Raw genomic sequence first — 22,917 nt, 5'->3', positions numbered from 1 at the left:
GGCGGGTCGTACGGTGGGGGCATGGACAGCCATGGGCAGTACGAGCCGCGGGTCGTGTGGGCCGTCGTCGGTACCGACATCGGTCCGCTGCTGCTGGCCGCGACCCGCGAGGGCCTGGTCAACGTCGTGTTCCACGCCACCGAGGCGGTGCGCGACAAGGCACTCGGCCGCCTCGCGGCCCGGCTGGGCACCGAGCCGGCCGAGGCGCCCGGCTCCCCCTTGCTGGCCGAGGCGATACGTCAGGTCGAGGACTACTTCGCGGGTTCCCGGCGCGCCTTCCAGCTGCCCCTGGACTGGTCGCTGATCTCCGGCTTCAACCGGCAGATCCTGCACGAGCTCGCCTCCGGCGTCCCGTACGGGGCGGTCGTCGGCTACGGCGAGCTGGCGAAGCGGGTGGGCCGGCCTGGGGCCGCGCAGGCGGTGGGGACGGCGATGGGCGCCAACCCCCTGCCGGTGGTCGTGCCCTGCCATCGGGTCGTGGAGAGCGACGGCGGGATCGGGGGCTTCGGGGGCGGTCTGGAGGCGAAGCGGAAGCTGCTCGCCCTGGAAGGCGTACTGCCGGAGCCCCTCTTCTGATCCGGGCGGAGCCGGCGGTCCGGTCCAGCAGGCGCTCCGGCGGCCGCTGACGGCCGGGTGACGGCCCCGACGGCCGGCCCGGTCTCCGACGGTCGGCCCGCGCTCCGGCGGACGGCCCGGTCGTGCGGGGAGCTGGCGTGCTGCGCCCGGCGGACCGGCCGCACGGCAGTGCAGGTGGTGGGGCAGTACAGGTGGCGGGCAGGGCACCGGGGGTGTCAGTCGTAGTGCCGTGCCTCGATGACATTGCCGTCCGGATCACGGAAGTAGAAGCTGCGGGTGGCGTCGCCCCGGGCGCCGAAGGAGCCGTGCGAGACCTCCGACACCGGCACGGCGTGGTCGGCCAGGCGGGTGCCGAGCGCGTCGAAGGCCGCCCGGGGCAGGGCGAGGCAGATGTGGTTCACGGGGTGTCCGGCACTGTCCGCGGACCCGGGGAGCATGGTCATGCGTTCCGCCGACGTCAGGGGCATGAGATCGAGGAGCGCCTCGTCGTTGACACGGACGGACGGGAACGGCACCTCGCCCTTCGAGAACTCGGCGACGCGCACGGGTTCCAGGCCGACGGTCCTGTCGTAGAAGTCGGCTGACGCGAGCGGGTCGCGCACCCACAGGACGACGTGGTCGAGGCGTGTCGTGTTCTCCGTCATGCCTTCAGGCTCGTGTCGTCCCCCACCGGGCGCAAGGGTTTGGCCGGGTGCGCCGCCCGCCAGGAATGAGGGAAGACCGACGGACAGGAGGCGGGCACGTGGTGCTGGTGGTGTCGGAAGAGGTACGGGAGGCGGTCGACGCGCGTCGACCCGTGGTGGCCCTGGAGTCCACGATCATCGCCCATGGGCTGCCCCGTCCGCGCAATCTGCAAGTGGCGCTGGAGCTGGAGGCGGTCGTACGCGCGGAGGGCGCCGTACCGGCGACGATCGCCGTACTGGACGGGCGGCCCCATGTCGGCCTGGACAAGCAGCAGCTGGAACGGGTCGCCAACGAGGACGGGATCCGCAAGCTGGGCCACCGCGATCTGCCGCTCGCGGTCGCCTCGGGGGCGAGCGGAGCGACCACGGTGTCGGCTACCGCGCTGCTGGCGGCGTCGGCGGGTGTACGGGTGTTCGCCACGGGCGGGCTCGGCGGGGTGCACCGGGAGTGGACGACGACCCAGGACGAGTCGGCCGACCTGGGGTTGCTGGCGCGCACGCGGATCACCGTGGTGTGTGCCGGCGTGAAGTCGATCCTCGACGTTCCGGCGACCCTGCAGCGGCTGGAGACACTGGGCGTCGCCGTCGCCGGGTACGGCACGGACCGCTTCCCCGGCTTCTACCTCCGCGACTCGGGCCACCCCGTGGACTGGACGCTGCACAGCCCGCAGCAGGTGGCACAGGTGATGCGTGCTCAGGATGCGCTGGCGGCACCGGATGCGGCACTGATCGTCGCCAACCCGGTCCCGCAGGAGGAGCAGTTGGATCCCGATCTGCACGCGCGTGTGCTCGCCGCCGCGCTGCAGGCGTGCGAGGAGGAGGGCGTGACCGGTCAGGCCGTGACGCCGTTCCTGCTCGACTACCTGGTCCGGCACACCGACGGCGCGTCCCTGAGTGCCAATCTGGCAGCGGTACGCGGCAACGTACGGCTGGCGGGGCGGATCGCCACCGCGTGGGCCGGGGCGTGACCGAGGCTGCCCGCGCGGTGGGCCCGGGGGTGCGGAGAGGGGCGTTGCTGGTCGTCGGGGACGTGGTGACGGACGTCGTGGCGCGGCACCGGGGGCCGCTGGCGTCGGGGACGGACACGGCGGCGGTGATCCGGAGGCTGCCCGGCGGGGCGGGGGCCAATGTGGCCTGCTGGGCCGCGCATTGGGGATGCGCGGACGTACGACTGCTCGGGCGGGTGGGTGCCGACGCGGTGGACTGGCACGAACGGGAGCTGGTCGGCTGCGGGGTGCGGCCCCGGCTCGTCGTCGACCCCGAGGCGTCGACCGGCACGGTGATCTGCCTGGTCGACACGGGGGCCGCGGCCGAACGGACGTTCCTCACCGACAGCGGCGCGTCCCTGCGGCTCGGTCCCGACGACTGGTCGGACTCCCTGCTCGACGGGGTGGGCCGACTGCATCTGTCGGGTTACCTGCTGTTCTCCGCGTCCGGGCGCGCGCTGGTGCGGACGGCGACGGCCTCGGCACGCGCGCGTGGGGTGCCGGTGAGTCTCGACCCGGCGTCGGCGGGGTTCCTGACGGAGCTGGGTGCGGAACGCTTCCTCGGACTCGTCCGGGGGGTGGACGTGCTGCTGCCCAGCCGTGACGAGGCGTGTCTGCTCACCGGGTGGCCCGACGGGGCGGACGCCGCGGCCGAACTGAGCCGTCACGTGCCCCTGGTGGTGGCCAAGCAAGGGGCTGACGGCGCACTGGTCGCCCGCGACGGCGCCGTCACCGCCCGCGTCCCCGCCGTCCCCGCGACAGCCCGGGACACCACGGGAGCCGGTGATGCCTTCACCGGCGCGTTTCTCGCCGCCCTGCTCGTGGGCGCCGAGCCGGGTGCCGCGGCGGCCGAGGGGTGCCGGGCGGGCGCGCGTGCGGTGGAGCGGGTGGGCGGCAGACCGCCGGCGCGCGGCGGCGAACCCGGCTCGGCCACAGGTCATCCGACAGGCCCTCCGACAGGGCTTCCGACAGAGCTTTCGCCAGTCCCTCCGACAAGTCTCCCGGCAGGGCTTCCGGCAGAACTTTCCGCACCGCGCAAGGCGGGCGGCGCGACGACGACACAGGGGGCCACGGGTGGTGGCGTGATCGATGACGCGGGAGCGCGGGCGGAAACCACTCCCGCCGGCTGAGGGCATCGGCCGTGAGGCCTGTGGCGATGCCGGCCGCCTACCCCTTCCTCCCCCATGCCGAGATCATCGGCGCGGTCGCCAGATCCATGGTCCCGGCGGCGACGTCGGCCAGGTGCCGGTCGATCTCCTCGTCGGTCGCGAGGCCGGCGGCGACGAGGTCGGCGCGGACCTGACGGACCGTCGCGGACTCCAGGGCGGCGCAGGCAGGTGAGGTGACCGGGAAGTAGGCGTCGGCCTCGACCCGGCGCAGTCCGGCCTCGCGCAGCAGGCGCGGGAGTCTGCGGCCGTAGGAGAGGTCGGCGCCCCGCTCGGCGAGGAGCTTGCGGAAGCCGTCCGCCGCAGCCGGTTCGCCAGTTGCTGTTCGGGACCGTGTTCGTCGGGGCAGAGCAGGGGCTGCAGGGCGGGGTCCGCGTCCTCGACCAGGAGCCGTCCGCCGGGGCGCAGGGCCCTGACCATCGATTGCAGGGCCCGGTCCCGGTCCGGCACGTGAACCAGCACGAGCCGGGCGTGCACCAGGTCGAAGCCCTCCCCCGGCGGCTCGTCGACACCCACGTCGTGCACGCGAACCTGCACCGGCTGGCGGGCGGCCGGGGTCAGCCGCGAGATGTCGATGTCGGTCGCGACGATCCTGCCGGTCGGTCCGACCTTCTTCGCCAGCCAGGACACCACTGAGGTGCCGCCCGCGCCGACCTCCCAGCAGCGCCAGCCGGGTCCGACCCCGAGTCCTTCGAGATGGCGGAACGTCGTGGGGTCGAAGAGGTCGGCGAAAGCGTCGAAGCGTTCCCCCGCCTCGCTCCGCCGGTTGTCGAGGAGGTACCCGTCGGCTCGCGTCATACGCCGATCATCCCAGTTGCCCGGGTTGTCCAAGGCGGGTGACGCGGCCGGTACGCCTTGGCCGGGGGCCCTCGGCCGAAGGCGCGAAGGGCCGGCGGAGGGTGCGGAAAAGGAGCGGGGCGGGGATGGGACCCCCTGTCGCGGGCAGACCCACGTCAGGTTGTCCACAGGCGGGAACAAAGCGGAACGGCCCCTTCCCACAGGCTTCCCCGCGGTCTGCGCGGGCCTGGCAGACTGGCGCGCCAGGGCGCAGAAACGCGCCACGGGGAGACGTACGCGAGGAGATCCAGATGACCATGGCGGGGAATCTTCGGAAGGTGACCGGCCTGGGCACGGTCGGTGGCCTGCGGAAGATGGCACGGCTGGCCCGGCGGCGCATGAAGGTCGACCTGAGCCATCCCGCCCGCTCCCCGCTGGGTTCCTCGGTGGTGAACTGCGTGTCGTACCAGGACGGGGCCCGGGCCCCGGTCGGCGGCGACCTCGTCGACACCGTGGAGCGCGTCCGCAAGAGCGGCCACGGCTTCGTCTGGCTCGGTCTGCACGAGCCGACGAACGAGGAGTTCGCGGGCATCGCCGACCTGTTCGACCTCCATCCGCTCGCGGCCGAGGACGCCGTCGAGGCCCACCAGCGCCCGAAGGTGGAGCGGTACGGCGAAACCCTGTTCGCGGTGTTCAAGACGGTCTGCTACGTCGATCACGAGCAGCTCACGGCGACCAGCGAGGTGGTCGACACCGGCGAGATCATGGTGTTCGTCGGCCGGGACTTCGTCATCTCGGTGCGACACGGACGGCACGGCTCGCTCGGACCGCTGCGCGAAGAGCTGGAGGCAGACCCCGCCCAGCTCGCCAAGGGGCCTTCCTCGGTGCTGCACGCGATCGCCGACCATGTCGTCGACGACTACCTCAGCGTCATCGACGCCGTGCAGGAGGACATCGACCAGGTGGAGATGGACGTCTTCGCCCAGCACGGCGCGCGGGTCGACCCGGGGCGCATCTACCAGCTCAAGCGCGAGCTCCTGGAGCTGAAACGGGCGGTGGTGCCGCTCGGCCGGCCGCTGCTGGACCTCGCCGACCGGCCGGTGCGCGTGGTCGACCCCGAGATACAGGCCTACTTCCGGGACGTCTCCGACCACCTGATGCGCGCCACGGAGCAGATCGCCGCGTTCGACGAACTCCTCAACTCGATCCTCCAGGCGCACCTCGCTCAGGTCACGGTCGCCCAGAACGAGGACATGCGGAAGATCACCGCATGGGCGGCGATCGTCGCCGTGCCGACGATGGTCTGCGGGGTGTACGGCATGAACTTCGACCACATGCCGGAGCTCCACTGGCGATACGGCTACGGCATGGTCATCGCCGTGATATCCCTCGCCTGCCTGGCTCTGTACCGGGGCTTCCGGCGCAACGGCTGGCTCTGAAGCCCCCGCGCGTCTCCTCCGCTCACCCGCTCCACGCCGGATGCCGGGGATCGTCGGCGCGGACGAGGACATCGGCCGTGGCCGCGGGGTCGGTCTCCTGGACGTAGCGCTCGAAAGCGGGCAGCGTCCACTGGTCGCCCTCCGGGGTGCGGCGGCGCAGGGCGGCCGGGGAGAGGAGGACATGGACGGTCAGGTCGAACGGGAACCAGTGACGCAGCAGAAGGGGGCCGTGCAGCAACATGACACCCCCGGGAGGGAGTTGGATGTAAGAACTGCGGGTGGCGCGATCGGTGACGGGGTCACGGAGGTCGGGCAGGATCCGGCCGTCGCCTCCCGGATCGAGAGGGCCGAACACCTCACGCCACAGGGCACCGGTGTCGAACCAGCCGTCGTAGTAGGCCTCCACGTCGTGGCGTCCGTGCTCCAGGCGGAGGGAGGCGGGGCGCAGGAAGCCGTGGGTGTCGACGACACGAGAGGAGCGGCCACGCACGCGCAGCGCCTCGGAGACACGTTCGGCGAGGTCACCGGGGCGGGCTGCCGGGGCGCCGTCGAAGGCCACCCGCAGCCAGGGACCGCCGTCGGCCGGGGGCAGGTCGCGCAGCCGGTCGGCAAGGATGTCGCCGAGCCGTTCCCAGGTGATCGCTTCGAATCGCACACGGCCCATGATGCGCCAGACACCGGCCAGGCCGCGTCGCGCTCGGGGTGCCGCAGGCCACACACGGACCCCCACGTGGCGCGGGACCCAGCAGGGGGAATGACATCCTCATGCCGGCCCCCGCAACTCCCCCGCCTCGTTCCGGGTTTCTCGTCGTCCAGCCGCTGCGGCGCAGGCACTGCGCCGGATGCCGCCGCGGGCCGCTTCCGATGCTCGTCCTGGAGGACGGCGCGCCACGCTGCCTCGGCTGTGCCGATCTCGGGCACCTGGTGTTCCTCCCGCGCGGCGACACGGCACTGACCCGACGATCACGCGAGGAGAGCACGCTGTCGGCCGTCGTGGTCCGGTTCAACCGGCGCCAGGGGCGCTACGAGCGGCAGGGGGTCCTCGTCGAGGAGGCGGGCCTGGCCCGGGCCGAGGCACGGTGTCTGGCCGACGCCGAGGCGAGGCGGCGGCGCCGGGCACGGGATGCGCGGCGGCGGGCGGCGCAGGACGCGCGGTTCGCGGACGCGTTCGCGGCGGAGATCCGGCGGCTGTTTCCCGGCTGCCCGGTGGACCGGGCCGAGGCGATCGCCGCACACGCGTCGGCGCGGGGCAGCGGCCGGGTGGGGCGCAGCGCCGCCGGGCGGGCGTTGTCCGAGGGCGCGGTCGTCTCCGCGGTCGTGGCGTCCGTACGGCACCTGGACACGCCGTACGACCGACTGCTGATGAGCGGGGTACCACGGCGTGAGGCGCGGCAGCGGATCACGGCGGGGGTGGAGGCTGTGTTGCGGGGGTGGGGCGGGGAGGGGGAGGGGGTCCCCCTCCCCGAGCGTGAGGTGCAGGTCCCGCTCCCCCGCCCATGACGTGCGCTGCGCCGACGCACCCCGCCACGACGTGACCGTTCCTGACGCGCTGTTGCCGTGCGATACCCCATGGTGACGGACAGTACCGAGCGTCCTCGGGGGGGTCAGACGGACAGTACCGAGCGTCCTCGGGGGGGGGTCCGGCGGGATCACAGGACGCCGGTGGCCTGTCACGCCGTACGGGCGGTCGGGCCGGTCGGGCCGGCGGCAGCTCTGCGGGAGAGCGCTGCCGGAACCCTGCGTGCCTGGCCGGTGGGACGTATCGTGGCCGAAAGAGTGCCGCCCGATGACGCACGGCTCGCCACTCGCGTACGCAAGGAACACGGCCATGGCCGATCCCAAGGGATTCATGAGGACGCCTCGCCAGGACTGGCCTCGGCGGCCGGTCGAGGAGCGGGTGCGGGACTGGGACGAGGTGTACGTCCCCGGAGCGCTGCTCCCCATCATCAGCAAGCAGGCGGATCGCTGCATGGACTGCGGTGTCCCGTTCTGCCACTACGCCTGTCCGCTCGGCAATCTCATCCCCGAGTGGAACGACCTGGTGTCACGGGAGGACTGGCGGACGGCGAGTGACCGGCTGCACGCGACGAACAATTTCCCCGAGTTCACCGGCCGGCTGTGTCCGGCGCCCTGCGAGGCCGGGTGCGTGCTCGCCATCAACCAGCCGGCCGTCACCATCAAGAACGTCGAGGCCGCCATAGCGGACCGGGCCTGGGAGGAGGGTTTCAGCCCGCCGCGTCCGCCGGAGCGGCTGTCCGGGCGGACGGTCGCGGTGATCGGCTCGGGGCCCACCGGTCTGGCGGCGGCGCAGCAGCTGACCCGGGCCGGTCACACCGTAGCCGTGTACGAGAAGGACGACCGGATCGGCGGGCTGATGCGCTACGGCATCCCCGAGTTCAAGATGGAGAAGCACCATCTGGACCGGCGTATCGAGCAGATGCGTGCCGAGGGGACCAAGTTCCGTACGTCGACGCAGGTGGGGCATGATGTCGTGGCCACCGATCTGCGGGCGCGCTACGACGCCGTGGTGATCGCCACCGGGGCGACCGCGTGGCGGGAACTGCATGTGCCGGGGAGGGAATTGACCGGGATCCATCAGGCGATGGAGTACCTGCCGCTGGCCAATCGGGTGTGCGAGGGGGATCTGGAGGCGTCGCCGATGTCGGCGTCCGGCAAGCACGTCGTGATCGTGGGTGGAGGCGACACCGGGGCGGACTGTCTGGGGACGGCTGTGCGGGAGGGTGCCGCGTCCGTGACCCAGCTGGACATCTACGCCCAGCCGGGCGCGGAGCGCGACGAGGACACGGATCCCTGGCCGACGTACCCGAAGATCTACCGGCTGTCCGCCGCGCACGAGGAGGCACGCGACCTGGAGACGGCGCCGGCGGCCGACGCGGACGCGCGGTTGTTCGCGGCGTCCACGCTCCGTTTCACGGGCGACGGGAGCGGGCACGTCCGCTCGCTGCACCTGGTCGAGGTGGACGCCGCGCGGCGTCCGGTGGAGGGCACCGGGCGGGCGCTCCCCGCCGATCTCGTGCTGCTCGCCCTCGGCTTCTCCGGGCCGGACCGTGAGGACGGGCTCGTCGAGCAACTGGGGCTGGAGTTGGAGCCGCGCGGCACGATCGCGCGGGACATGGACTTCGCGACGAACGTGCCCGGCGTGTTCGCCGCGGGGGACGCGGCGCGCGGGCAGTCGCTGATCGTGTGGGCGATCGCGGAGGGGCGGGCGGTCGCGGAGGCCGTCGACCGCCATCTGACGGGAAGTTCCCGGTTGCCGGCGCCGATCGGGCCGTACGACCGGCCCATGACGGCGTAGGCGCGCCGACGGGAGGGGGAAGGCTACCGCTTACGGGGCTTGCGTCCGGGGCTCGGACTCGGGCTCGGGCTCGGACTCGGCTCGGGCTCGGATTCGGACTCGGGCTCGGGATCACGGCTGAGGCTCGCTTCTCAGCGGCGCTCGTCCGTCCCCGCCACCTTGCCCGTCGCCAGGGCCACCCGGTTCCAGGTGTTGATCGTGCAGATCAGGGCGATGACCTGGGCGAGTTCGCCGTCGTCGAAGTGGGCCGCGGCCTCGGCGTAGACATCGTCGGGGTGACCCGCGTGGCGGCCGGGTTGCACGCGGTGCTGCGGCTGCCGCCGGGCACCGAGCGCTCCACGGTCGAGGCGGCCGCCCGTCGGGGCGTCGCCCTGGACGGTCTCGCCGCCTTCCGCCACCCGCGGACGGCCATGGAAGGCCGGTGACGGACTCGTGGTCGGCTATGCGACGCCGCCGGAACACACGTACGCAGCTTCGCTGGAAGCCTTGTGCGGGGTGCTGGCACCGGGCGGACCGCGGAGCCCTGACACCGCAATCGCCACCAACCCCGCCAGCCCCCACCACCAACCCCACCACCGGAGAACCCGCCGAGTGAGCCCTCGCCGCCCACTCCTCCTCGGCGACGACAACGGCAGCGGCGGCGGTCCGACGCGCCCATGCGCGCGGACCGCCGCCGATCACCCGGACCGCCGCCGATCACCCGGACCGCCGCCGATCGCCCGGACCGGCCGTCCCTGCCGGGCAGCCCACCCCCGCCGAATCAGCCAGATCAGCCGAATCAGCCAGGTCAGCCGGATCAGCCGATTCTCAACCCTTCCGCCCGACCGCCCCGTACCCCGGAATCACCCCGTCCTCCTGGCCCGGCACGGGGTCGCCCAGTTCGGGGTGCCAGTCGGGGACGACCGTAACGCCGGGGTCGACCAGGTGGAGGCCGTCGAAGAAGTGGCTGAACTCCTCGCGTGAGCGCAGGGCGAGGGTGACTCCGGCCGCCTTCAGTTTCGCCGTGGCCGCCGCCGACTCCTCCGGGGTGAAGTCGGCGGTGGCGTGGGTCATCATCAGGTAGCTGCCCGGGGGGAGTTCGGCGAGCAGCCGGTTCACCAGCTCGTGCGCGCCGTCCTCGTCGGAGATGAAGTGCAGGAGGGCGACCATGGACAGGGCGACCGGCTGGTCGAAGTCCAGGATCTTCCTGGCTCCTTCGATGATGGCGGCCGGGTCGCGGACGTCCGCCTGCAAATACTCCGTGACGCCCTCGGGCGTGCTGCGCAGCAGGGCGGCCGCGTGGGCCAGCACGATCGGGTCGTTGTCGCAGTAGACCACGCGGGCGTCGGACGCCGCCTGCTGGGCGACCTGGTGGAGGTTGGGCTCGGTCGGGATGCCCGTTCCTACGTCCAGGAACTGCCGGATGCCGTTCTTGGTGAGCCAGCGGGTGGCCCGGTGCATGAAGGCGCGGTTGACCCTCGCCATGACCGGGACGCGGGGGTCGAGGGCCAGCATCTGCCGTCCCATCGCCTCGTCCACCGGGTAGTTGTCCTTGCCGCCCAGGTACCAGTCGTACATGCGGGCGGGATGGGGCTTGCTGGTGTCGATCTCGACGGGGGTGGCGGGTTCCTGCCCGGTCATGAGGCACTCCGTAAGACGCAAGAGGTAGTCAAGAGAATAGTCAATTCAGTACCAGTACAAGGGAGTTCAGGTGCAGGGTGGTTCTTGTCCGGGAACAGGGTCCGGATCGGCATCAGGGACGGCACCGGGGGCGGCACCGGAGACGAGTCAGGGGATTGCACCGGGGTGACTGAGGGGGATGAGCGGGGGGACGGCTGAGGGGATGACTCTGGGGACGGCTCAGGGGACGGCTCAGGGAAAGACGACACGTCAGGACAGCAGGAAGTCGGCCTCCCCCGCTTTCGCGCCCTCGATGAAGGCCGTCATCTCGTCGGTGGTGTAGATCAACGCCGGGCCGTCCGGGTCGGTGGACTGGCGGACGGCGATCCGGCCGTCGGCGAGCTTCATCGCCTCCAGGCAGTTCCCGCCGTTGCCGCCGCTCCACGGCTTGTGCCAGCCCTCGCTGCCCAAGTCCCGCGCGGGCATCCCGTTGTAGACCCGTTTGCGCGGCTTGATGCGGTCCATTTACAGCTCCTTGCGGAGATCCCGCAGGATCTCCTTCGTGCGATGTGCCGTAGCGGCCTGCGCCGCCATGCGGTCCATGACCTCGAGGTGGGTCGCCACCTCGGTGCGCGCGTCGAGGTAGACGGCGCCGGTCAGGTACTCGCTGTAAACCATGTCCGGGAGTTCCGGCATGGCGAATCGGAACAGCACGAAGGGCCCGTACGTGCCGGGATGCGGCCCCGCGGAGAACGGGGCGATCTGCAGCGTCACGTGGGGCATCTTCGTGGCCTCGAGCAGTTTGTCGATCTGCGCGCGCATCACCTCCGGGCCGCCGACCGGGCGGCGCAGCACCGTTTCGTCCATCACGACCCAGATGCGGGGCGCGTCCTGACGGGTGAGCAGTTCCTGGCGTTGCATGCGCAGGTCGACGAGGCGGTCGATGTCCTCCGGCCGGGTCTGGCCGATGGCGCCGGACTCCAGGACGCCGCGTGCGTAGTCCTCGGTCTGCAGCAGACCGGGGACGAAGTGGGGCTCGTACTGGCGGATCAGGGCGGCCGCGCCCTCGAGGCTGACGTGCATCGAGAACCAGCCGGGCAGGACGTCGTGGAAGCGCTGCCACCAGCCGGGTCTGTTGGCTTCCTCGGCGAGCAGGACGAAGCCCTCGGCCTCCTCGTCGCTCACCCCGTACGCCTTGAGCAGCAGTTGGAGGTAGGGGATCTTGAGGGAGACCTCGGCCATCTCCATACGGCGGACCGTGGCGGGCGCGACGCGCAGGATGCGGGCGGCCTCCTCCCGCTTGAGCCCGGCGCGTTCCCGCAGGTCCAGCAGGCGCCGGCCGAGGACGACCTGTCCCACTGTCGGCGCGGACCGCGGTTCGCTCACGCCCCACCTCCACGATGAGCCCCACCGGGCGGTCCGTCGGGGACGGCCGGCCGGTCACGAAAAGAATCCTGACAGCCCTGCGGCGCCATTCGAAGACCGAATCGAAGATCTGTACGAGCTAGGTACGGATCTCCGGTGATCCCAACTGGCGCCGCTCAACATGCTGTTCGCAGCAGTGTGCCACGGCGTTCCACCGCGTCACACAGCACTCTGCATTTTTCAGAGTGACACTTGCCAAGTGTCCACGGCGGGGCGATAGTGGCAAGCGTGATTCCGTCCGCGCCTTTAGGAACAGACGCCGCCGCAGGCCGCCCGCCGGGTCTCGGTGCCGCCGCGGGAGCAGGCCCTGAACAGGCCGTTCCCGAGCGCCGGTTCCGATTCGAACTGGCCGCTCACCCGGGCTCTCCCGCACAGGCAAGACGCCTGACGCGGACCCGGCTGACCGGCTGGTCGGTGTGCGAGGACACCTGCGACACGGCTGATCTGGTCATATCCGAGCTGGTCACGAACGCCATCGTGCACACCGCGAGCGGCACCGTGGTCTGCGAGCTGCACGACACCGGTGACCTCGTACGCATAGCCGTGCGGGACGAGGGCTGCGCACCGGGCGAACCGCATCCCTCGCCGCAGCGCCCCGAGGAGGAGCACGGGCGGGGTCTGTTCCTCGTCGACGCGCTGTGTCAGGCGTGGGGTGCCCAGGAGCACGGCCCCGGGCTGCTGGTCTGGGCCGACCTGGCCCGCGGCGCGGGGGTCTCCCCCGTGCCCGCCGAACCCCACGACGACATCGCCGCACCCGCGCCGCACGACGCCGGGTCCCCTACGCCGCACGGGCTCATACCCCCGCCGCACAACGCCGGGTCCCCCACGCCCCACAGGCTCATACCCCCGCCGTACGACACCGGACCCACGCCCTCCGGGCTCATGCCCCTGCCGCACGGGACCGCATCCGTACGCCACGAGGCCGGGGCCACACTCCGCGGCGGCCTCACCGCCCCCCGGAACGACCTGGGCTGGGGCTCCCGGCCGAAACCCGTGCCCTCCGACGGCACGGGGGACGAGGACGACCACCCCGAGCACGCCGCCGACCGCGCCCAGCACGCCCAACACGCCCAACACGCCCAGCGCACCGAACCGGACCAGCGGGGCGCCGGCGCGGAGGAACGGACACCCGCCCCCGCGTGGCGCGCGCACCACTCCCCCGTGTCGGACGGCCCCCTCCGGCGCGTGGGCCCCCAGCGGCGGCCGAGCCTTCCCCCGTACCCGAGCCCGCTCCCCCGCTCGGGAACGGGGCCCGGAGGACGGGACCTGGACCGGGACCCCGCGTGAGCGCCGTACCCGGCCGGACTCCGGCCCTCGGCCTCGACACCCTCGCACGCCTGCGGCGCGGCCCCGGCACCGGCCCCGCCGCGGCCCCCCGCCGGCTCGCCGTGCCCGACGGCATGACGGCCCCGCTGGGCTGCGACGCCGTCGCCGTCCCGGCCGGCCTCGGTCCCCAGATCATGCCGCGCCTGCCCCGCGTGGGCTGCGTCTACGCCGACGAGACGCACTGGTGGTGGCTCGTTCCGTCCGACTCCGACTACGCCCTGGAGTGGCCCGCCCCCGCGCACTACGCCACGGGCGCGCTCGTCCCGGACTCCCCGCGCGCCCCCGGCCTCATCCACCGGCCGGACGGCACCCTCCCGTACACGCCGCCACTCCCCCTCTACCTGACCCTGTGCCGCCTCACGGGCACGGCGCCGACGTGGTCGAGGCCGGTCAGCGCCTAGCACCCCCGCCCGCCGAGCAGGCGCCCCGCCACCGGACACACCAGCACACCTCCACCCCTCCACCCCTCCGGCACCTCCACCCCCCCAGCACCTCCGGCACCTCCCGCCGTACACACCGGATACATACCGGCACATTCCACACCACCGTGCCCCCGCACGTCCGCCCGCCCGCGAGGCATCCGCCCGGCGCCCCCGTCCCTCGCCCCACCCCGGCGCACGCCCGCGCGTAGCCCCTGCTCCGTCCTGCGCCCTGCCCTCCCGCGGCGCCTGCCGCGATAGTGGCCACTTGTCGGCGATCGGGGGAGGTCCTCACGGTGCGGAAGGTGCCGAAGCAGCAGCGTCCTGACGAGCGCGAGGTGTCGGAGTCGGAGCGGCTGCTCTTCGGGGGCCCGCTCCGCTACGACATGGGCTGGAACCAGCACCGGGACGCCTTCCTGGAGCTGAGCTTCCGCGCCATGCTGACCCGGCTGCCGTCCCTGCTCGCCGTCAGTCTGCGCCTGGCCCGCCAGGCCGACCCGCGGGCGGCGCGGATCGTGCTGGCCGCCGAGATGGGCCGTGGCGCGGCGCAGGCGGTGAGCCTGCTCGCCGTCAACACCGTGCTGGCCCGGTTGATCCAGAGCGGCCCGATCGAGGACCGGCTGCGCGGCGCCGTGCCCGCGCTGGCCGCCATGGCCGTGGTCCTCTTCGTGGGGGCCGTGCTGCGGGCCGCGTCCACGTACGCCACCGGGCGTCTGGAGCCCAAGGTGGAGCGGGTGGCGACCGAGCTGTACCTGGAGCGGGCCGCGTCGGTGGAACTGGCCGCGATCGAGGACCACGCCTTCCACAAACTGCTGGACACCGCGCAGTACGGCGCCCAGTCCGCCCGCCGGATGATCATGTACGGCACGCGCGTGGTGAACGCGGTGATCTCGCTGGCCGCGGCGGCCGGCGTGCTGACGGTGCTGCACCCGCTCCTGCTGCCGCTGCTGGTGACGATGACGCTGCCCAGCGCGTGGAGCGCCCTGACGAACGCCCGGCGCCGGTACGAGTCGTTCCACACGTGGGTGCAGCACGCGCGCGCGGGTCATCTCATCGCGAGCCTGCTGACCGAACCGGAGGCGGCGCCGGAGATCCGGGTGCACGGTGTCGGCCCGTTCCTGCTGCGCCACTTCCGTTCGATGTCGGAGACCGCGGAGGCGGAGCAGGCGCGGCTGGCACGGCTCGCCGCCCGCACCGGCCTGTTCGCGGCGGCCTGGACGGGGCTGGCGACGGTGGCGACGTACGCCACGCTCGGCGGGCTGCTGATCAGCGGGACGATGGCGCTGGCGGTGGCGGGCACGGCCGTGATCGCGATCCGCAGCGGCTCGACGAGCCTGAACACGCTCGTCCTGGAGGTCAACCAGCTCCACGAGGAGGCCCTGTTCGTGGGCGACCTGCAACGCCTCTACGTCGAGGCGGCCCAACGGGCGATCCCGGAGGGCGGCGACGCGCTGCCGGCGGACCCTCGGCAGATCCGCTTCGAGAACGTCAGCTTCGGCTACCCGGGTGAGTCCTCCCGGCCCGCTCTCGACGACGTCTCGCTCACCCTTCCCCTCGGGCGGATCATCGCACTCGTCGGCGAGAACGGCTCCGGCAAGACCACCCTGGTCAAGCTGCTGGCGGGGCTCTACAGGCCGGACCGGGGGCGAATCCTGTGGGACGACGTCGACGCGGCGGACGCCGACCGGCGGCAGTTGGCCGAGCGGATCGCGATGGTGGCGCAGGACTTCAAGCGGTGGCCGTTCACGGCCAAGGTCAACGTCGCCGTCGGCCGCTCGTCCGTGCCGCTGACCGAGGAGCGGCTGACCGACGCGATCGGCGAGGCGGGTGCCGGGGAGGTGGTCGCGGACCTGCCGCGCGGTCTGGACACCCTGCTGGCCCGACACTTCAGCGGCGGGCACGAGCTGTCGGGCGGGCAGTGGCAGCGGCTGGGCATCGCCCGGGCCGCGTACCGGCGCGGGCGCATCCTCATCGTCGACGAGCCGACGGCGGCCCTGGACGCCCGTGCCGAGCTGGAGGTCTTCGAGAAGATCCGTGCGCTGGCCGACGGCGGCCAGACGGTCGTACTGATCACGCACCGGCTGGCGTCGGTCCGCCACGCCGACCTGGTGCACGTGCTGGACCAGGGGCGGCTGGTGGAGTCGGGCACCCCGGACGAGCTGCTGGCCGGGGGCGGCGTCTACGCGGAGCTGTACGCGCTCCAGGCGGAGCAGTTCGCCCCGCAGCCTCCTCGACAGACACCGCCGAATACACCTCAGCAGGCACCACCGAATACACCTCCGCAGGCACCGCCGAAGACACCTCCGCAGGCGCCCCAGCAGGTCCCCGCCTCCTCGAAGGCGAGCTGACCCGTCCCGTCAGTCGGCGGCCTCGCCGCCCCGGACGATCACCAGGAAGGTGTCCGTCGCGAGGTCCATGACCACCTCGGCGGCCAGCCCCTCCATGCGTCGCGCGTGCGCGAACTCCTCCGCCGGCCACGACCCGCGCGGCCCGCCTGCGGGAAAGCGTTCGAGCACCGTTCGCCCGCTCACCATCTCGCACCTCCAGAAAGCGTCGTACCTGTAGGGAGTTAACGCTCTCCGGCCCCGGAACGCCTCGCCCGGTGACGGTACTGAGACGTAGCCGACACGGATTCAGTGCGGAGTGTGAGGATCCGGTCACCTGGTGGACATACTGGCGACGCTTCGCATCAGAACTCGTACTCGTCGTGATAACGGACGGGCTCCTGTCCCGCAGGCGCCCCGAAACTCGACGCGCGTCCCTCCGGTTCCTCCCACGCCTCCTGCCGTCCGAGGGCCGTCAGGTCCAGCAGGCTGGTGGTGGAGCCGAGGCCGTCCAGTCCGCGGCCGTACGCCGAGTAGGTGTGGAAGACGCGGTCGCCGTCCCGCAGGAAGCAGCTGACGCCGGACCGCTCGACGAGCTCGCCGTCCCGCTCCAGGGTCACCTCGAAGTCGCGGTTGAAGTCGTTGCCGTACGACGAGTACCAGGGGACCGTCCAGCCCATGCGGGCCTTGAACGGCAGGATGCCGGTGAACGGCGCCCTGGAGACCACGGCGAACGACGTGTCGCGCGCCTTGAGGTGCGCGAGGTGGCCGACCTGGTCGAGGAACCCGGAGCAGCCGCGGCAGCCCGTGTCCCACCCGGGGGCGAACATGAAGTGGTGGACGACGAGTTGACGGCGTCCGTCGAAGAGGTCCGGGAGGGTCGCCTTGCCGTCCCCGCCCTCGAAGACGTACTCCTCGGCGACCTCGACCATGGGCAGCGCCCGCCGCTCGGCGTTGAGCGCGTCCCGCGCGCGTGTCACCACCTCCTCCTTGACGAGTAGTTCCGCGCGCGCGGCACGCCACTGCGCGCGCGAGACGATCTCCGGAAGCGACATGGCCCCTCCAGTACGACGGTCGGTTCGCGGTGTTGACCGCCGCCGCGCACGGAACTCATCGCCGTCGCGCGGCCTTTCCCGCTCTCCGCGTACTTCTCGGGTGCCGTCCTGCCGGATGCACCGGTCCTGGCCGTGTCCGGGCCTCCCGCTCACCTCACCGTACGGAGCCGTGGCCGGCGGCGTGGGCCGGGGCGTGCGCCGGGGCGTGGGCGCCGGACGTGTGCCGGACGGCCCGGTCCTGGCGTGCGGCGACGGGCCGGTCGGGGATCCGCGCCGGGAGGTCCACCAGGTCCCGGTGGGCGGCGAGTTCCGCGAGGAGTTCGGTGAGGCGTTCGCTGTGCCGGCGGCCGAGCCGGCCCGTGTCGTCGAGGTGGACGGCGCCGGCGGTGGTCGTGTCGACGAGGCGTTCGAGGAGCGCGGCGACCTCGTCCGTGCCCTGGGTGTGCCGGGCGAGGGAGGGCAGTTCGGCGGCGGCGAGGGTGATCGAGGCGCGGGCCTCGGCGAGGGTCCGGTAGGCCTCGCGGCGCAGCGTCCAGCGGGCGGCGCGGTCGTGGGATCCGTCGAGGACGTGGACGAGGTAGGCGTGCGCGGCGGACGCTGCGGCGGCGAGCCGGGCGCGCACCCGCCCGCCGCGCTCCCCCGGCATCGGCAGGTGCCCGACGACCAGCACGATCGCGCAGGCCAGCAGGGTCTCCCCGATCCGGCTGACGGAGGCCTGCGGCTCCCCGCCGACCATCACCAGGGCCAGCACCAGGACGGTGACGACGGCGGTCTGGGCGGCGAAGTGCCGGGTGGCGACGGGGATGAGCGCCCCGCACACGGCGACCAGGACCACCAGGCCCTCCGGCCGGGGCAGCAGGGCGGCGAGGCCGGCGAAGACGAGCGCGCCCAGCACGGTCCCCGCGGCCCGGCACAGCACCCGGGACACCAGCGGCCCGAGGTCGGGCTTGACCAGGAAGACGGCGGTGGCGGGCAGCCAGTACCAGTGGGTGTGCTGCCCGTACCAGTGGGAGTGGTACAGGGTCTGCGCGATGGCCGCGCTCGCCCCGAAGCAGAGGGCGACGCGCATCCCGTACTCGCGTCCGCCGGCCCCGAGGGCCGTGCGGACCAGGTCGCCGGCGTTCCGCCGCCGGGTGTGCAGATCACCCCCGCGGCCGTGGTCGAAGGCGTCGGCGGCGTGCAGCAGGGCGTCGTCGAGGGCGCGCAGCGCGGGCGCCGACCGCGAGGGCGCCGGCAGCGGCCCGGTGGGCGCGCTCTCCCGTACGGCGGCGGCGAGGCGCCGGGGGCCTTCGGAGGCCCGCCCGGAGACGGGCTTCCCGGCCCAGGCGAGGGCGGTCGCGGCCTCGGCGAGGGGCAGTGCGGCGGCGTACTGGGCGTGCAGCCGGCGTTCGGCCGCGGAGCCGGCGTAGCGGCGCAGGCGGGGGCCGGCGAGGGCGTCCTGGGCGTGGTCGAGGGCGGCGGTGAGGGCCGCCCGCCGGGCGGTGGCCCGCTCGGTGCCGACGGCGTCGAGGAGGCGGGCGACGGCTTCGTAGACGTCGGCTACGGCGGTCCGTTCCCCGTCGAAGCGGAAGTCGCCGGTGAGGGCGCCGGGCGTGGGGAGGGCCAGCCGCAGCGCGAGCAGCCAGCCTGCCCCGGCGAGGAAGGCGAGGGCGCGTGCCCAGCCGCTCTCGGGGAGCGGCATCCCGGCTCCGACGGCCGCGGCGACGAGCAGCTGGGTGCCGGAGCCCGAGGCGACGGGCCCGATGGCGCTCATGCCGCCGGCGAGGAGCCCGAGGCCGGTCAGCGCGAGCGTCAGCGCCACGGCGTCCAGGTGGTCCCCGGCGCAGGTGCCGGCGAGCAGTCCGACCGCTCCCGCGAGCGCGGGCGCGCCGAGCCGCTTGACGGAGGCCCGCCGGCTGCCGGGCCGGTCGTTGATGCCGGCGAGCATGGCGGCGATCGCGGCGACGACGCCCAGGGAGGCGCGGTCGACGAGGACGGAGACGAGGAGCAGGGGTCCGGCGGCCAGTGCCCCGCGCGCGACCGCACTCCACGGGACGGGCCCGCGCTGCGCCCTCAGGGCGTGGGCGAGCCAGGGCGGCAGGGCGGTGGGTGTGCGAACGGCAACGGCGGAACGCGAGAACACGGAGCTCCTGTCGGACGAGGGCGGGGGTGTGCCTTCGGGCGACGGTGGCCGGGGCTGTGCGGATCGTGCTGGGGTGCCGGGGTGTGCCCTCCACGGTACGGCCGGCTCTTGGAGGGGGCGAAACGGTGGCGTTTCGGGGAGGTGACACTTGGCCGTGATCCGGTCTCTTTGTGAACGCAACGTCCGCGGGTACCCGGAGATGGCCTGCGCATGCGCCTGCCCGGGAGAGCCGTCCGGCGAACGGCCGCGGCCCGGGAGCCCCGCCTCGGGCACGCTGCCGATCCCCCGGCCGGAAGCGAAGCCGGCGGCGTACGGCGCGGGGCGAGCGGGTCGCTTCGGCGGGCGGCCGTCCGCCTACACTCTGGCGACCCTGGGCGGTGCGGGACCCGCCGCGGCCGACGCGCCGCTGGACACCCCGTTCACCCCCGTCGGCGCCCCGCACCTCGCGGAGGCCGAGCGGATGGTGCAGTACCAGCGGCTGCTCGCGGCCGGTCATCTGACCGACGGCCTGGCCGGGCACTGGCCGCTGGACGGATCGGGCGACGACCGCTCCGGGCGCGGACCGGCCCTCACGCTCGGCTCCGGCGCGACCTGGACGGCCCTGCGCGCGGGTGGCGAACTCGGCTTCGACGGCACGTCCGCCGCGTACGCCGCCACGTCCTCCGTCCTGGACACCACGGCGCCCTTCACCGTCTCGGCCTGGGTACGCCTCTCGGACGACAGCGCCGGCCCCGCCGACCTGGCGAACATGTACACCGCGGTCAGCCAGGACGGCACCGCGTGCAGCCGCTTCCTGCTCCAGTACGACGACACGGCCGGCACCTGGGCGTTCAAGGTCCGCGGCGAGGACCAGAGCGTCAAGATCTCCGCCCTGGCCACCAGCGCGCCCGTCCTGGGCCGCTGGACCCATCTGACCGGTGTGTGGGACGGCACCCGTGTCCACCTCTACGTCGACGGCGTGCCGGAGGGCAGCGCCGACGCGGCTCTGTCCTGGGCGGCGACCCAGGGCTTCAACATCGGCCGGGCCCGCTGGGACGGCGCGTACGTGAACCGCTTCAAGGGCGCCATCGACGACGTCCGCGCCTACCGCCGCGCCCTGAGCGCCGACGAGGTCTCCCTGATCAGCGGCCGCACGGCCCGCCTCAACAACGTCTACCTCGTGGGCTCCTCCTCGTCCGTCACCTGGGGCACGCCCGACGACCTGTCGAGCTGGACCGCGCTGGCCCGCTGTTCCTCCTTCCTGACCTGGGTGCTCAGGCATACCTACGGGTGGGCGACCGACGCCTACTTCATCCAGTACTTCCAGGACCGCATCCCCGAGGCCGCCGACTACCGCCGGGCCTTCACCGACGGCACGGCCGGCCCGCGCTTCCAGCGCGTCCTCAAGGTCGCCGACCTCCGGCCGGGCGACCTGATCGCGGTCGACTACGACGGGCAGGTCGAGGACAGCACCGGCCACATCGTCATGGTCCGCGAGGTCAAGGGCGTCTTCAGCGGCGTCGCCGACTTCACCGGCGAGACGCAGTACGCCGTCGAGGTGGTCGACTGCACGTCCGAGCCGCACGGCGTGTACGCGCTGACCAACTACCCGAAGTATCCCGACACCCGCATGGTCGGCCCCGTCGCGGAGGAGAACTTCGAGGGCGTCGGCATCGGCCACATGATGTTCTACGCCTCCGACACCACCGGCGAGTTCTCCCGGTACCGGTGGAGCGTCAACACCGCCAGGGCGAGCGCCCACCCGGTGGCGGACCGGCCGATCGCGGCGGCACGCGTCCTGTGAGCCGCGGGCCGGCGGCAGCGGCGCGGCTCACGGCAGTCCCGCCGCTGCCGCCGCCGTCCGCAGGACGTCCCGCAGCATCTCGGGGGTGAGCCGCCCGGTGAACGTGTTGCGCTGACTGACGTGGAAGCAGCCGAAGAGGTCGAGGCCGTCGAGCGGCACGCGCACCCCGTGCCCGAAGGCGGGCCGGGGCCGGGGAACGGTCCAGCCGGCCTCGGTGAGCGCGGGCAGCGCCGCCTGCCAGCCGAAGGCGCCCAGGACGACGACCGCGCGCAGTGTCGGCCGCAGCAGCCGCAGCTCCTGCACCAGCCAGGGACGGCAGGTGTCCCGCTCCTCGGGGGTGGGTTTGTTGGCGGGCGGTGCGCAGTGCACGGGCGCGGTGACCCGTACGCCGTGCAGGGCGAGACCGTCGTCGGCGGACACCGAGGTGGGCTGTGAGGCGAGCCCCACGTCGTACAGCGCCTGGTACAGGACGTCCCCGGAGCGGTCGCCGGTGAACATACGGCCGGTGCGGTTGCCGCCGTGCGCGGCCGGGGCGAGCCCCACGATGAGCAGACGCGCGTCGGACGGCCCGAAGCCGGGCACCGGCCGCCCCCAGTAGGTCCAGTCGGCGAAGGCGGCCCGCTTCGTCCGGGCCACCTCCTCGCGCCAGGCCACCAGCCGGGGGCAGGCTCCGCACCCCGCCACGCGCCGGTCGAGGGCGGCGAGGGCATGAGCGGCGTCCATCCCTCCACGGTAGAGCCCCCTTCGCCGTGCTCGCGCCGTCCCGGATCCCGCCTACTCCCCCCTGGGCACCGCTCTCACCCAGACCCCGTCCTCCGTCAGGTACCGGTCCACTCTCAGGCCCGCCTCGGCCAGCGCCTCCTCGAACTGTTCCGGGGTGAGGGGCCGGGAGCGGAACGTCTGGGTCCATGTTGCGTCGGGGAACACGTACTCGGCGCGCACCGTGTGGACACCGTCGCCGACCGGGTCGGCCGACAGGATCCGGACCGTGCAGCCGGCCGGGTCGACCCGTTCGCGGGGCAGGTTCGCGTGGTAGTCCTCGCCCTCCCGCTGGATCAGCACGTGTCCGTCCGGCGCGACGTGGCGCGCGCAGGCGCGCAGCATCCCTCGCCGGACCTCGTCGTCCCCGCTGTGCACCAGGAACGACGCGAGCATCACGACGTCGAAGGTCTCGCCCAGGTCGAGGTGTTCGATGGGGCTGCATATCGTGCGTGCCCCGCGGACGCGCTCCAGCATCTCGGCGGACTCGTCGACCGCCGTGACGGTGAACCCGCGCTCCACCAGCGCGTGGGTGACGCGGCCGACGCCGCTGCCCAGTTCCAGGATGTGCGCGCCCGCGGGGACCGCGGCGGCGATGATGTCCGGCTCGTCGCCCACCCGCAGCCGGCTGTAGAGCTCGACCGCGCATCCGTCGGGGGTGATGGCCCCGGGACCCGTTCCCTCGTATCCCTCTCGCATGTCACGCCTCATGCCAGTCCAACGGGCCGTCCCCGCCGGGCCGTTCCCCCCACCCGCCGGTTCACCCGTTCGAGCGATGGGACGTCCGTTCGCCTTCTGTGGAGGACGTGCGGGCCGAGGAGTACGTTTCCAGCAGGAGTGATGTTCCGATGCGTACAGGCAGTGAGCCGACGACGGCGCGCAGCGCGCTGCGGATGCGTCTGTGGCTGAGCATGTGGGGGCTGCTCTGGGCCGGCTTCGGCACGGTCGCGTTCGCACTGGTGGGACGAGTGGGATGGGCCGTCGCCTGCGGTGTGCTGTGGCTGGTGGCCGGCGTCGATCTGGCCATGATCCTCAGACATCTGCGACAGGGGCCGCACTACCAGCCGGGCCGGAACGTGCCGCCGTACTGGCCGCCGGACCACCCGCGTACCTGAGCAGGTCCGTATCCGGGCAGACCCCTGCCGGGGGGCAGGCCCCTGCC

Annotated in this window: 19 protein-coding genes and 5 pseudogenes; 12 read left to right on the top strand and 12 right to left on the bottom strand. The window is 73.1% G+C overall.

The features are described 5' to 3' along the window. Nucleotides 1–21 precede the first annotated feature (21 nt). Complete coding sequence (locus ACZ3KJ_RS05165; protein ID WP_467524700.1) at nt 22–576, top strand: methylated-DNA--[protein]-cysteine S-methyltransferase; 555 nt, start codon at nt 22–24, stop codon at nt 574–576. Between the two features lie 215 nt (nt 577–791). On the opposite strand, the gene ACZ3KJ_RS05160 is transcribed toward ACZ3KJ_RS05165, so the two are convergent. Then, nucleotides 792–1,220: a VOC family protein gene (locus ACZ3KJ_RS05160; RefSeq protein ID WP_467524698.1), complete on the bottom strand. Its 429-nt coding sequence runs from the start codon at nt 1,218–1,220 to the stop codon at nt 792–794. A gap of 98 nt (nt 1,221–1,318) precedes the next feature. Between ACZ3KJ_RS05160 and ACZ3KJ_RS05155 the strand changes: the two genes are divergently transcribed. Beyond that, nucleotides 1,319–2,227, top strand: coding sequence for a pseudouridine-5'-phosphate glycosidase (locus tag ACZ3KJ_RS05155; RefSeq protein WP_467524696.1), 909 nt, complete (start codon nt 1,319–1,321; stop codon nt 2,225–2,227). 17 nt (nt 2,228–2,244) lie between these two features. Then, nucleotides 2,245–3,159 (top strand): annotated as a pseudogene (locus ACZ3KJ_RS05150) (carbohydrate kinase family protein); the annotation flags it as partial. A gap of 253 nt (nt 3,160–3,412) precedes the next feature. On the opposite strand, the pseudogene ACZ3KJ_RS05145 reads toward ACZ3KJ_RS05150, so the two are convergent. Beyond that, a pseudogene (locus ACZ3KJ_RS05145) lies at nt 3,413–4,209 on the bottom strand (methyltransferase). Nucleotides 4,210–4,499: 290 nt separating this feature from the next. On the opposite strand from ACZ3KJ_RS05145, the gene ACZ3KJ_RS05140 reads away from it, so the two are divergent. Continuing rightward, nucleotides 4,500–5,627, top strand: coding sequence for a magnesium and cobalt transport protein CorA (locus tag ACZ3KJ_RS05140; RefSeq protein ID WP_467524694.1), 1,128 nt, complete (start codon nt 4,500–4,502; stop codon nt 5,625–5,627). A 22-nt stretch (nt 5,628–5,649) separates the two neighbouring features. Here the strand turns inward: ACZ3KJ_RS05140 and ACZ3KJ_RS05135 are convergent, their stop codons facing one another. Further along, nucleotides 5,650–6,291: a nucleoside/nucleotide kinase family protein gene (locus ACZ3KJ_RS05135; protein ID WP_467524692.1), complete on the bottom strand. Its 642-nt coding sequence runs from the start codon at nt 6,289–6,291 to the stop codon at nt 5,650–5,652. A gap of 101 nt (nt 6,292–6,392) precedes the next feature. On the opposite strand from ACZ3KJ_RS05135, the gene ACZ3KJ_RS05130 reads away from it, so the two are divergent. Both ACZ3KJ_RS05130 and ACZ3KJ_RS05125 read left to right on the top strand, forming a co-directional pair. After that, nucleotides 6,393–7,127 carry a DUF2293 domain-containing protein gene (locus ACZ3KJ_RS05130; RefSeq protein WP_467524690.1) on the top strand — a complete coding sequence of 245 codons (735 nt, stop codon included), beginning with the start codon at nt 6,393–6,395 and terminating at the stop codon, nt 7,125–7,127. A 328-nt stretch (nt 7,128–7,455) separates the two neighbouring features. Beyond that, on the top strand, nt 7,456–8,943 hold the full coding sequence (locus ACZ3KJ_RS05125) for a glutamate synthase subunit beta (RefSeq protein WP_467524688.1): 1,488 nt from the start codon (nt 7,456–7,458) through the stop codon (nt 8,941–8,943). A 131-nt stretch (nt 8,944–9,074) separates the two neighbouring features. Here ACZ3KJ_RS05125 and ACZ3KJ_RS05120 read toward each other — a convergent pair. Then, nucleotides 9,075–9,224 (bottom strand): annotated as a pseudogene (locus ACZ3KJ_RS05120) (carboxymuconolactone decarboxylase family protein); the annotation flags it as partial. Between ACZ3KJ_RS05120 and ACZ3KJ_RS05115 the strand changes: the two are divergent. Then, a pseudogene (locus ACZ3KJ_RS05115) lies at nt 9,213–9,453 on the top strand (PLP-dependent aminotransferase family protein); the annotation flags it as partial. The pseudogenes ACZ3KJ_RS05120 and ACZ3KJ_RS05115 overlap by 12 nt on opposite strands. A gap of 297 nt (nt 9,454–9,750) precedes the next feature. On the opposite strand, the gene ACZ3KJ_RS05110 reads toward ACZ3KJ_RS05115, so the two are convergent. From ACZ3KJ_RS05110 to ACZ3KJ_RS05100, 3 genes are all read right to left on the bottom strand, one after another. Further along, a complete protein-coding gene (locus ACZ3KJ_RS05110) occupies nt 9,751–10,563 on the bottom strand; it encodes an SAM-dependent methyltransferase (RefSeq protein ID WP_467524686.1) in 813 nt (270 codons plus the stop codon). A gap of 249 nt (nt 10,564–10,812) precedes the next feature. Next, nucleotides 10,813–11,067 (bottom strand): DUF397 domain-containing protein, encoded by a 255-nt coding sequence (locus ACZ3KJ_RS05105; RefSeq protein WP_057580268.1) that lies wholly within the window; start codon nt 11,065–11,067, stop codon nt 10,813–10,815. Next, nucleotides 11,068–11,928, bottom strand: a complete 861-nt coding sequence (locus ACZ3KJ_RS05100) for a helix-turn-helix domain-containing protein (RefSeq protein ID WP_467524684.1) — start codon at nt 11,926–11,928, stop codon at nt 11,068–11,070. Nucleotides 11,929–12,186: 258 nt separating this feature from the next. On the opposite strand from ACZ3KJ_RS05100, the pseudogene ACZ3KJ_RS05095 reads away from it, so the two are divergent. The 3 genes and pseudogenes from ACZ3KJ_RS05095 to ACZ3KJ_RS05085 all read left to right on the top strand — a co-directional run. After that, nucleotides 12,187–12,741 (top strand): annotated as a pseudogene (locus ACZ3KJ_RS05095) (ATP-binding protein); the annotation flags it as partial. Between the two features lie 509 nt (nt 12,742–13,250). Beyond that, nucleotides 13,251–13,694 (top strand): hypothetical protein, encoded by a 444-nt coding sequence (locus tag ACZ3KJ_RS05090; RefSeq protein WP_467524682.1) that lies wholly within the window; start codon nt 13,251–13,253, stop codon nt 13,692–13,694. Between the two features lie 404 nt (nt 13,695–14,098). Then, on the top strand, nt 14,099–16,060 hold the full coding sequence (locus tag ACZ3KJ_RS05085) for an ABC transporter ATP-binding protein (RefSeq protein WP_467524815.1): 1,962 nt from the start codon (nt 14,099–14,101) through the stop codon (nt 16,058–16,060). Between the two features lie 9 nt (nt 16,061–16,069). Here ACZ3KJ_RS05085 and ACZ3KJ_RS05080 read toward each other — a convergent pair whose 3' ends face one another. From ACZ3KJ_RS05080 to ACZ3KJ_RS05070, 3 genes are all read right to left on the bottom strand, one after another. Further along, nucleotides 16,070–16,246 carry a hypothetical protein gene (locus ACZ3KJ_RS05080; protein ID WP_385064378.1) on the bottom strand — a complete coding sequence of 59 codons (177 nt, stop codon included), beginning with the start codon at nt 16,244–16,246 and terminating at the stop codon, nt 16,070–16,072. Between the two features lie 155 nt (nt 16,247–16,401). Then, nucleotides 16,402–17,091: a DUF899 domain-containing protein gene (locus ACZ3KJ_RS05075; protein ID WP_467524680.1), complete on the bottom strand. Its 690-nt coding sequence runs from the start codon at nt 17,089–17,091 to the stop codon at nt 16,402–16,404. A 154-nt stretch (nt 17,092–17,245) separates the two neighbouring features. Beyond that, entirely contained in the window at nt 17,246–19,213 is a 1,968-nt protein-coding gene (locus tag ACZ3KJ_RS05070; protein ID WP_467524678.1) for an FUSC family protein, read from the bottom strand. Between the two features lie 199 nt (nt 19,214–19,412). Here ACZ3KJ_RS05070 and ACZ3KJ_RS05065 point away from each other — a divergent pair, with 199 nt between their 5' ends. After that, nucleotides 19,413–20,996 carry a LamG domain-containing protein gene (locus tag ACZ3KJ_RS05065; protein ID WP_467524676.1) on the top strand — a complete coding sequence of 528 codons (1,584 nt, stop codon included), beginning with the start codon at nt 19,413–19,415 and terminating at the stop codon, nt 20,994–20,996. Between the two features lie 27 nt (nt 20,997–21,023). Here the strand turns inward: ACZ3KJ_RS05065 and ACZ3KJ_RS05060 are convergent, their stop codons facing one another. Next, entirely contained in the window at nt 21,024–21,719 is a 696-nt protein-coding gene (locus ACZ3KJ_RS05060) for a uracil-DNA glycosylase (protein WP_467524674.1), read from the bottom strand. A gap of 51 nt (nt 21,720–21,770) precedes the next feature. Beyond that, the gene (locus ACZ3KJ_RS05055; RefSeq protein ID WP_467524672.1) at nt 21,771–22,454 is read right to left on the bottom strand and encodes a class I SAM-dependent methyltransferase; all 684 of its coding nucleotides are present in this window, start codon (nt 22,452–22,454) and stop codon (nt 21,771–21,773) included. A gap of 149 nt (nt 22,455–22,603) precedes the next feature. On the opposite strand from ACZ3KJ_RS05055, the gene ACZ3KJ_RS05050 reads away from it, so the two are divergent. Further along, entirely contained in the window at nt 22,604–22,870 is a 267-nt protein-coding gene (locus ACZ3KJ_RS05050; RefSeq protein ID WP_467524670.1) for a DUF6343 family protein, read from the top strand. The last annotated feature ends 47 nt before the right edge of the window (nt 22,871–22,917 follow it).

The sequence above is a fragment of the Streptomyces sp. NPDC003248 genome, assembly GCF_055563235.1.
This window is presented reverse-complemented; position numbering and strand designations above follow the sequence as displayed.

Coding starts and splice junctions, on each gene's coding strand:
- ACZ3KJ_RS05105 (WP_057580268.1), bottom strand. CDS start 11,067: ATGGACCGCATCAAGCCGCGCAAACGGGTCTACAACGGGATGCCCGCG.
- ACZ3KJ_RS05165 (WP_467524700.1), top strand. CDS start 22: ATGGACAGCCATGGGCAGTACGAGCCGCGGGTCGTGTGGGCCGTCGTC.
- ACZ3KJ_RS05080 (WP_385064378.1), bottom strand. CDS start 16,246: ATGGTGAGCGGGCGAACGGTGCTCGAACGCTTTCCCGCAGGCGGGCCG.
- ACZ3KJ_RS05065 (WP_467524676.1), top strand. CDS start 19,413: ATGGCCTGCGCATGCGCCTGCCCGGGAGAGCCGTCCGGCGAACGGCCG.
- ACZ3KJ_RS05060 (WP_467524674.1), bottom strand. CDS start 21,719: ATGGACGCCGCTCATGCCCTCGCCGCCCTCGACCGGCGCGTGGCGGGG.
- ACZ3KJ_RS05130 (WP_467524690.1), top strand. CDS start 6,393: ATGCCGGCCCCCGCAACTCCCCCGCCTCGTTCCGGGTTTCTCGTCGTC.
- ACZ3KJ_RS05125 (WP_467524688.1), top strand. CDS start 7,456: ATGGCCGATCCCAAGGGATTCATGAGGACGCCTCGCCAGGACTGGCCT.
- ACZ3KJ_RS05135 (WP_467524692.1), bottom strand. CDS start 6,291: ATGGGCCGTGTGCGATTCGAAGCGATCACCTGGGAACGGCTCGGCGAC.
- ACZ3KJ_RS05050 (WP_467524670.1), top strand. CDS start 22,604: ATGCGTACAGGCAGTGAGCCGACGACGGCGCGCAGCGCGCTGCGGATG.
- ACZ3KJ_RS05110 (WP_467524686.1), bottom strand. CDS start 10,563: ATGACCGGGCAGGAACCCGCCACCCCCGTCGAGATCGACACCAGCAAG.
- ACZ3KJ_RS05160 (WP_467524698.1), bottom strand. CDS start 1,220: ATGACGGAGAACACGACACGCCTCGACCACGTCGTCCTGTGGGTGCGC.
- ACZ3KJ_RS05075 (WP_467524680.1), bottom strand. CDS start 17,091: ATGTCGCTTCCGGAGATCGTCTCGCGCGCGCAGTGGCGTGCCGCGCGC.
- ACZ3KJ_RS05055 (WP_467524672.1), bottom strand. CDS start 22,454: ATGCGAGAGGGATACGAGGGAACGGGTCCCGGGGCCATCACCCCCGAC.
- ACZ3KJ_RS05085 (WP_467524815.1), top strand. CDS start 14,099: ATGGGCTGGAACCAGCACCGGGACGCCTTCCTGGAGCTGAGCTTCCGC.
- ACZ3KJ_RS05140 (WP_467524694.1), top strand. CDS start 4,500: ATGACCATGGCGGGGAATCTTCGGAAGGTGACCGGCCTGGGCACGGTC.